General features: G+C 44.5%; 5 protein-coding genes. All 5 read right to left on the bottom strand.

From position 1 onward, the window contains the following. Window positions 1-330: 330 nt before the first annotated feature. The 5 genes from xylB to ACI31H_RS03755 all read right to left on the bottom strand — a co-directional run bounded on the left by xylB (window position 331) and on the right by ACI31H_RS03755 (window position 8,233). Window positions 331-1,839, bottom strand: a complete 1,509-nt coding sequence (gene xylB, locus ACI31H_RS03775; RefSeq protein WP_439770667.1) for a xylulokinase — start codon at window positions 1,837-1,839, stop codon at window positions 331-333. A 142-nt stretch (window positions 1,840-1,981) separates the two neighbouring features. Next, complete coding sequence (xylA, locus tag ACI31H_RS03770) at window positions 1,982-3,331, bottom strand: xylose isomerase (protein ID WP_439770666.1); 1,350 nt, start codon at window positions 3,329-3,331, stop codon at window positions 1,982-1,984. Between the two features lie 282 nt (window positions 3,332-3,613). Then, window positions 3,614-5,656 (bottom strand): right-handed parallel beta-helix repeat-containing protein, encoded by a 2,043-nt coding sequence (locus ACI31H_RS03765; RefSeq protein ID WP_439770665.1) that lies wholly within the window; start codon window positions 5,654-5,656, stop codon window positions 3,614-3,616. A gap of 21 nt (window positions 5,657-5,677) precedes the next feature. Then, window positions 5,678-7,144 carry an MFS transporter gene (locus tag ACI31H_RS03760; RefSeq protein WP_439770664.1) on the bottom strand — a complete coding sequence of 489 codons (1,467 nt, stop codon included), beginning with the start codon at window positions 7,142-7,144 and terminating at the stop codon, window positions 5,678-5,680. Between the two features lie 177 nt (window positions 7,145-7,321). Next, the gene (locus ACI31H_RS03755) at window positions 7,322-8,233 is read right to left on the bottom strand and encodes a helix-turn-helix domain-containing protein (protein ID WP_439770663.1); all 912 of its coding nucleotides are present in this window, start codon (window positions 8,231-8,233) and stop codon (window positions 7,322-7,324) included. Window positions 8,234-8,452: the final 219 nt, after the last annotated feature.

Below are 8,452 nucleotides of genomic sequence, written 5' to 3'. Positions count from 1 at the left end.
AAAAGCCAATAACCACACGCCTTTGGCGTGATTATTAGCTTTCAAGTTTCAGTTAGTCAGATTAAAAGCGCTGCGAAAAGGCACGCTGTCACAATTCCGGTTTCAGTCATCACCGGTTCCCGCTACGTTTCGCTCCTTGGGGCCGGGGCACTAATCATTCGCCAAGTAATTGAAATGCCCAATGTAAACCTCGACTTTCAGTGGGCCAAAGGGATTGGCTAAAAACTGCTAGATGATTACTAAGATTTCCCGGGAAATTTTAGGATATATAAAAAGGCTCTAGTATTCGTAACTACGAACACTAGAGCCCCTTTTTATAACAAACTAATATTAGTCCCAACTATTACGTAACTTCATCAACTGGTGACTCAGTCCCTTAGTTTGGTTATATACCTGGTGGTAAACCTGGTAGAGGTCGTTGTACTTAGCAACTGCATCTGCCTGTGGCTCATAAGTCTTACCAAAGTGGACAAACTTCTTAGCACAATCCTGCAGTGTAGCATACCAGCCGAGTCCGACCGCCGCTAACATTGCGGCCCCTAGACCTGGTCCCTGCTCATTCGTTAATGAAACAACCTTCTTGTTAAAGATGTCAGCCTGGAGTTGGAGCCAGAAGTCACTCTTAGCTCCCCCACCGATGGCAACAACTGTATCAAAGTCTTGGCCGTGTTGGTCATAAATATTTAAGATGTCACGGAAACTGAAGGTAATTCCTTCAATGACGGCCCGGACAAAGTCATACTTATTCTGCATGCTATCGACACCAATGAAGCTCCCCCGAATATCGGCATCGGCGTATGGTGTCCGTTCCCCAACGACGTACGGTGTGAAGAGTAAGCCGTTCGCACCCAGCGGCCGTTTAGAGGCCCGGTTAACCATTTCAGTAAAGTCTTCATCCGCCGCGAAGGTGTGCTTAAACCAGTTCAGTGAGTGGCCAGCAGCTAGAGTAACCCCCATTGAGTAGTAAGTATCTGGGATAGCGTGACATTCATACTGGAGAGCACCGTGGTAATTAACATTAGCATCTGGTTCGTACTTGAGAACAACACCAGAGGTACCAATGCTCGACATTACCATGTTAGGCTTCAAGATCCCGGCACCAACAGCACCACAGGCGTTGTCACCACCACCGCCAAAGACGCGGGTAGTCTTCTTTAAGCCCGAGAACATTGAATAGTTATCCGTAACTGTCCCGGCCTCATCAATTGAACGGATCAGTGGTGGGCACATGGACATCGGAATATCAAAGGCGTCGCAAATTTCCTTGCTCCAGGTCCCCTTCTTAATGTCGTAGAGGACGGTCCCGGTTGCGTCGGAATAGTCAATCGCTTGCTTCCCCGTCATAACAAACCGAACATAGTCCTTGGGTAGCAAGAAGCTCTTGGCCTTAGCCCAGATCTCCGGTTGATTTTCCTTTACCCATAGTAACTTAGGTAAGGTGAAACCTTCCAAGGCCCGGTTACCAGTAATATCAATAAACTTGTCCCCCAGCTTATCCATGATTTCTTGGCACTGCTTAGTAGTCCGGGTATCGTTCCAAAGCATTGCGGGCCGCAGGACGTTACCATCTTCGTCTAAGAGCACGAGACCGTGCATCTGTCCGGAAAATGAAATCCCCTTAATTTCTTCGGCCTTTAAGCCATCACGAAGGATTAGACGGTCGATGGCAATGGTAGTGCCATAGAGCCAGTCACGGGGATCTTGTTCACTGTATCCTGGGTGTGGTTGGTGAAGTTCATAGCCATAACTTTGTTGGGCAACAATTTGACCATCCCGGTCCATTGCTGAAACCTTGACCGCACTAGTACCAAGGTCGACCCCAATAACGTATTCGTTCATTTTTTTCATTCCTTCCTAAGAAAAAAGGGTCGGGGCAAAGTTGATTGCCTCGGCCCTTTATTTTACGACAAATTACTACATGAGTCGTGAACATTTGGATTGATTTGATTGATAGTTAGTTTGTTGAACTGTGAGGAGTGTATTACTTAGCAAGCGTTTCAATCATGTAGTGGTTAATCGTGTCTTTGATTTCTTCAAGGTGGTCAGATTGAGTTGAAGCACGCAATTCGGATTGTGGCGTGTCAATAACCTTAGCTTCAAGGCTCTTGAAGTCTTCCTTGCCATCTTCGATGGACTTACCAAGACCTTCATCCCAGCTAGCGTAACGCTTCTTCAGGATGTCGTCTAAGAAGCCGTCTTCCTTCATTGCAGCAGCTACACGAAGACCAGCAGCGAAGCTATCCATACCAACAATGTGGCCGTAGAAGAGGTCTTCAGGCTTGAATGAAGTACGACGTGGCTTAGCATCGAAGTTCAGACCACCACGAGGTCCAATGCTACCATTTTCAATTACTTCCCACATAGCAGCAGTGGTTTCGTACAGGTTAGATGGGTATTCATCGATATCCCAACCGATCAGCTTGTCACCTTGGTTAGCATCAAGAGAACCAAGCAGACCAGCTTCACGAGCAACCCGAATTTCGTGTTGGTAAGTGTGACCAGCCAGGTTAGCGTGGTTACCTTCAAGGTTAAGCTTGAAGTCCTTGTCCAGGCCGTATTCACGCATGAAGTTGATGGTTGTAGCAGCATCAAAGTCGTATTGGTGAGTAGTTGGTTCCTTCGGCTTTGGTTCGAGCAGCATTTGTGCATCGAAGCCAATCTCGTTAGCGTAATCCTTAGCCATGTGGAAGAACTTGGCGATGTGTGATTGTTCACGCTTCATTTCGGTGTTCCAAAGTGATTCGTAACCTTCACGGCCACCCCAGAAGACATAGTTTTCTGAGCCAACCCGCTTACCAATTTCCAGGCTGTGCTTCAATTGAGCACAAGCGTAAGCGTAGATCTTAGCTGATGGAGCAGTACCAGCACCTTCAAGGAACCGTGGGTTAGTGAAGAGGTTGGAAGTGTTCCAAAGAACCTTCATACCAGTTGACTTTTGGTATTCCACAATCTTATCAACGATCTTGTCCAGGTTCTTGTTGGTTTCACGAAGAGTGTCACCTTCTGGAGCCAAGTCACGGTCGTGGAAGCAAAGGAAGTTAACGCCTAACTTCTTGTAGAATTCAAATGCGTAGTCAACCTTGGCAAGAGCTTGGTCCATTGGGTCAGTGTACTTGTCGTATGGACGAATAGCAGTACCATCACCAAATGGGTCAACCAGACGTTGGTCAAAGGTGTGCCAGTAAGCAACGGCAAACCGTAACCAATCCTTCATCTTCTTACCCAGAATTACTTCGTCTGGGTTGTAGTATTGATAGAACAAGCCGGACTTAAGGCTCTTGTGTGGGCCTTCGTATTTAATGTCACCAATGTTTTTCCATAAATCAGCCATAATAGATAGCCTCCTGAAATGATTTAGTTTGTATAAACAACTAACTTACAATGTTTAATATACACTTCCTTTCTGCTTTTGTAAACCCTTTCGTGACATTTATTTATTAATTTTTTCACAGTTAGTCGATCTAACCGTCCTCAAGCATTACTGTGCCGGCATTTAACGCTTTTAGGAAAAATAAAATTATTTTGAAAAGGCTGCCAAAAAGGCTCCTAATATTGGAAATTTTCCAATACTAGGAGCCTTTTGTGAGTATATTAACTAATTAACTAGTCTTAATTAAAACAACTTACTATTAGCATCATTGGCATCTGCGAATGGTCCGGCAGTCACCTTAACGCCATCACGGTGCTTACCAAAGAAGTCATGGTTAAAGACAATTGGTGTTCCGTCCGGATTCTCGTACTTTTCTTCCGGTTCAAAGGCCATCGCAATGGTCTTCGTCGAAATTACTCCATCCGTCTTTTCCGGCACGAAGTCATAGAGGTTGGTCTTTAGGTACAGACCATCGTCCCGCTTTTCTAGTGCCAGTTCAACCTGGTCCTTACCATCAACATACGGGTGGTCTTCCTTAGCCGTAGCTTGAGCGCCGTTTAAGTAGACGTTACCAGCTGACCAAACCGGCAGGTGGTTGTAGTAGTGGTCACTATTAGGCGCGTAAATTCCGCAGTAACCATCGAATTGCTTATCCCATTCGGTAAAGGTTGGGTAGTCACTAAATGGTTGGGTACCAACCGTAAAGTTGTAGTCATCCCAGTCATCCGGCTTATCCTTCATAGCGTCAGCGATCTTTTGCATCTCTGGACGGAGGTGTTGTTGAACAAAGATATTATTGTAGAACTTGTTGTCCCCATGTTGAATCGTCATGAAGCCCATCACCTTAGTTCCGTGAATTTCGTGATAAGGAGTGAACCGGTTAGATGGTAAGTTAACCGAATTATTATCGGTTCCACGACCGGTAGCGGTAAAGCTCCCGGCAATTAGGTTATGCACCATCGCAACCCCCTGAGCAGCAAAACGAATTGACCGTTCGGACAAGAAGAGGTTGTTATCAATCAGCGTAGGACCGAAGGAAACTTCAACCCAGATATCTTCACCCAGGCCACTAAGCAAGTCGCCAAGGTTATCCTTAGTCGTCTTAAAGTCGTTTGGCAAACTGTTGTGGTCAAAAATATTTTGAGTTACACGGGTTCCCTGGGCCTGCCAGTCGAGCCACATCCCCCGGGTACAGTGGTGAATATGGTTGTGGCGGTAGGTTACATCGATAGCCGCGTGCATCTTAATCCCACCAATTTCGGCCCCAGCCAGGTTTTGCCGGACGTTAATATCATGAATATCGTTATCTTCGATGGTTGAGAAGACCCCACCAAGGTGGCCAACGATACCAGTTTGGCCACAGTCATGGATATGGTTGCGCCGAATAATGTGCGAGCCGACGTGTTCCTTATCCCAACCTTCATAGGAGGCTTGGCAAATAGCATCCCGTTCCGTTTGGGTACCGTCCTTATACTTCCACTTTGACCACTTATTATCGTTATTTGGTTGAAGGTACTTACCAAGTGAAATTCCTGAACACTTGGAGTGGGCAATGTCACAGTCTTCAATAATCCAGCCCTTGGACCAGTGAGGACCGATCATCCCTTCTTGGTAAGCCGTCGGTGGTGCCCACTGAGTAGCCGCCTTATTGACGCCAAAGCCCGCAAGTGTGATGTAGCCGACACCTTCTTTTTGAGGGTAGAAACAGTTTTCCCGAACGTTGATTTCGACGTTTTCTTGTTGCGGATCCTTCCCTTGGAAGTTGGCATAGATCACCGTACTATCAGTGTCCTTATCCTGTTCGGTATACCAGGTATAAAGGGTCCGTTCAGGGTACCAGGACTTTTCGTTTTTGACTGGCTTCTTAACTTCATCTAAGGAGTTGACTTCGTATAAGGCCACGTCGTTTAAGTACACTTCACCGGTATGGGCCACAATACGGGCATCAAACCAGTCCCCGGCTACCCGGGTTGTGTAAGGGTTGTAGTCACCAAAAATGCTATTAGGAATAAGAGTCTTCCAAACATTACCAGCTACGTTTTCCCAGTCGGTAACCTTTTCGGCCCCGGTAATGACAGCACCCAGCGGTTCAGTTGACCGGTAAGTAATCCGGGCATCAGCAGTACCGGCATTCTTCGGGTCAACATTTTCACGGTAGGTCCCCGGTGCTACCAAGACGGTGTCACCAGGTTGGGCAATATCTGCGGCCGCTTGGATGGCGCGGAAAGGATGTTCGGCCGTTCCTTCACCGGCAAACGGTGCGTTGATGTCAACGTAAATCTTCATTTCAATCTTCCTTCCTATTTATTAGTTATTTGCTTCTTGGTTACGTTTATCTTCAATTTCGTGATTAATCTTGTCAACTTCTGGATCACTCAATGGGTACTTACTCATAATCCACATTGCGACTAGGGCTAATACGATTGGAATCCAAATCATCGAAATTGAGATACCGGTTAAAGCAGACTTTGGTTGGGTGGCATTATTACCGTTAAAGTGACAGAAGGCGTTGATGTAACCTGGAATAATTCCCCCAAGGGCCAGCCCAATCTTGAAGAATAGTCCCATGATTGAGTTGATAATTCCGGCAACCCGCTTCTTAGAATGCCATTCACCATAGGAAATAACTTCTGGAACCAATGACCACATGTAACCAGTAGCAGCGGTAATCCCCCATTGCATAATGAAACGACCAATGTAACCAAGAGCAATATTATTCTTAAAGCCAGGGAATGACCATACCCACAGAATCAATTGACCGATAATGAAGAGGATTAAGAAGAGGTAGAAGAAGCCCTTCTTACCAATCTTCTTCCGAATGATTGGCCACAGGAATACTAAGAAGATCCCCGGAATAGAACCAATCAAGTTAATTGAAGCCATCCATTCGGAGTGACCGATATTGTACTGAACAAAGAATGGCCATACAGTGTTACCGAAGAACATAAAGGTAAAGCCGATCAGGAAGAACCAACCGAGAATCTGCAGTGGTTTGTTATCAATTAATTCGTTCCACAGGTCAGAGAACTTAACGGAAGCCGTTTCCTCAGCAGTTGGCAAAACCCGTTCCTTAACACCGAAGTAGGTGCACAGTAACATAATGAAACCGATGATCATGTAAATAATCATTACCTTAAAGTACGCACCAGCAGCGTGTGGTGAGGCATAATTACCTAAATTCAGTTTGATACCAAACAAACCGATTCCCTTTAACTTCTTATCTGGTGAAGCCAGTTGAACAAATAATGGTAAGAAAGTATAAACTAACAAGTTACCAATGTTGGCTTCCGTCATCCGGACAGTCGTTAAGGTTGAAACTTCATCGTTGTCCCGGGTCAAAGAAGCATTCAAAGAACCATATGGGATATTAACGAAGGAGTAAATCAGTGCCGTTGCCAGGTATGATACGAAGGCGTAGATAACATTGCCCCGAACCGCCTGAATTGGTAAGAACACTAATGCACAGCAGATTGTTAATGGAATACCAAAGTAAATTAAAAATGGCCGGTACTTTCCACCATGTTTAAAGTGACTCTTATCAACAACCGTTCCAACCCATGGGTCCCAGAAAACGTTAACCCAACGAACGATTAGAAAGATGGTTGCCCCAGCGGCAGCTGAAATCCCGAATACTGTCGTTAGGTAGAATAGTAACATTGAACCAATCGTACCGAAGATCAAATTTTGTGCTAAATCCCCGGCACCATAACAAATACGTTCACGCCACGATAATTTCGCGAACTCATCTACTTTTTCAGTAGGTGCCTTTTCCATTTAGATCATCCCTTACTTTATAAACCACAAATCAAGATAGGTAAGTTAGTTGCATAAACAAAGTAATTACTTTATTTATGTTTTTATTGTATGCGGTTTCAGATTATAAAAATAGACCATAAGCTGACAGCAATTTGTCAATTTATGATCTACTTTCTTTTTGTTAATTGTTAAATACTATTCAAAATAGCCAACCCTATTCTTGGACCAGACCGAGCGTTTATGAACGGCCTGCTTCCGGTACTCGGTTGGTGTGTAGCCTGACCACTTCTTAAATTGCTTACTGAAAATCGAGATGTTTCCCGCACCGACCATGTACGCAATCTCTTCAATTGAGCTTCCAGAATCTTCTAGTAGTCGCCGGGCCTTCCTGTATTTCTCCCGGTCAATAAAGTGCAGGGGCGTAACCCCATAGACCTTTTTAAATACCCGGTGGCCATAACCACTACTAATGGCAAGTTCTTGACAAACATCACTAAAGTTAAATGACGGACTATGCTCATCGTCGTTAATACGCTTTTCAATTGCTAGCACAATATCCCGACCAATTTTAGCCTCTTTATTGGTGTATGGGATATCGTGTTTATAATTAATATCCGCCATTAGCTTATTTAGATCCCGTAGGTACTCCAAGAGGACAATTTCAATATTAACCAACGTATCAAAGGCGTTTTGTTTTTTGCGGCCCCGACTTAGGTCAACTATTTTATCCAGCATTTGATAGGATAACTTAGCAATTGGCGTGGCTGCTTTAAAGTGTTCGTTGGTAATTAAACCGATCATTTGCGAACGCAGCTGGGTATCTTCAAAGTCAAAGTGTAGACACATATAGGTCATCTTAGCAGTTGAACTAGCATTCCGGTTAGTGTGGTAAGTCCCTGGCGCGATAATAATTGCATCACCCGGGCCCAGGTCCATTGGTGCGTGATCCCTAATCTCAGTAATCTGATGGCCATCGGTTATAACCATCAATTCAAAAACTTTATGGCGCTGCTCAAAAAAGGACCAGCTACCATTAACGGTATGCTTGTGACCACCAAACATATACAGGCCCGATTCGATCGTCGGGATTGAAACAAAACTTTCCATTATACTTACCCCCTAAAGCGATCACGAAAACACTTTCATTTTTATTATCCTATTTAAAACCACTGCCCGTTAGTTCTATTTATAACCCTGATTTGTCATTTTGTGATCAAATTCATAAAATTTTATTGTTTTTTTATGATCTTAATTTGTTAAAAAATAAATTATAAGGTAGATTATAGAATGAAGTTAGCCACCCAGTTGGTGGTAAATAAAAAACGC

Origin of the sequence: Limosilactobacillus sp. (genome assembly GCF_051873035.1) — a bacterium.
Classification (GTDB): domain Bacteria; phylum Bacillota; class Bacilli; order Lactobacillales; family Lactobacillaceae; genus Limosilactobacillus.
The sequence above is the reverse complement of the archived record's forward strand: the minus strand, read 5'-3'. Positions and strand labels throughout refer to the sequence as shown.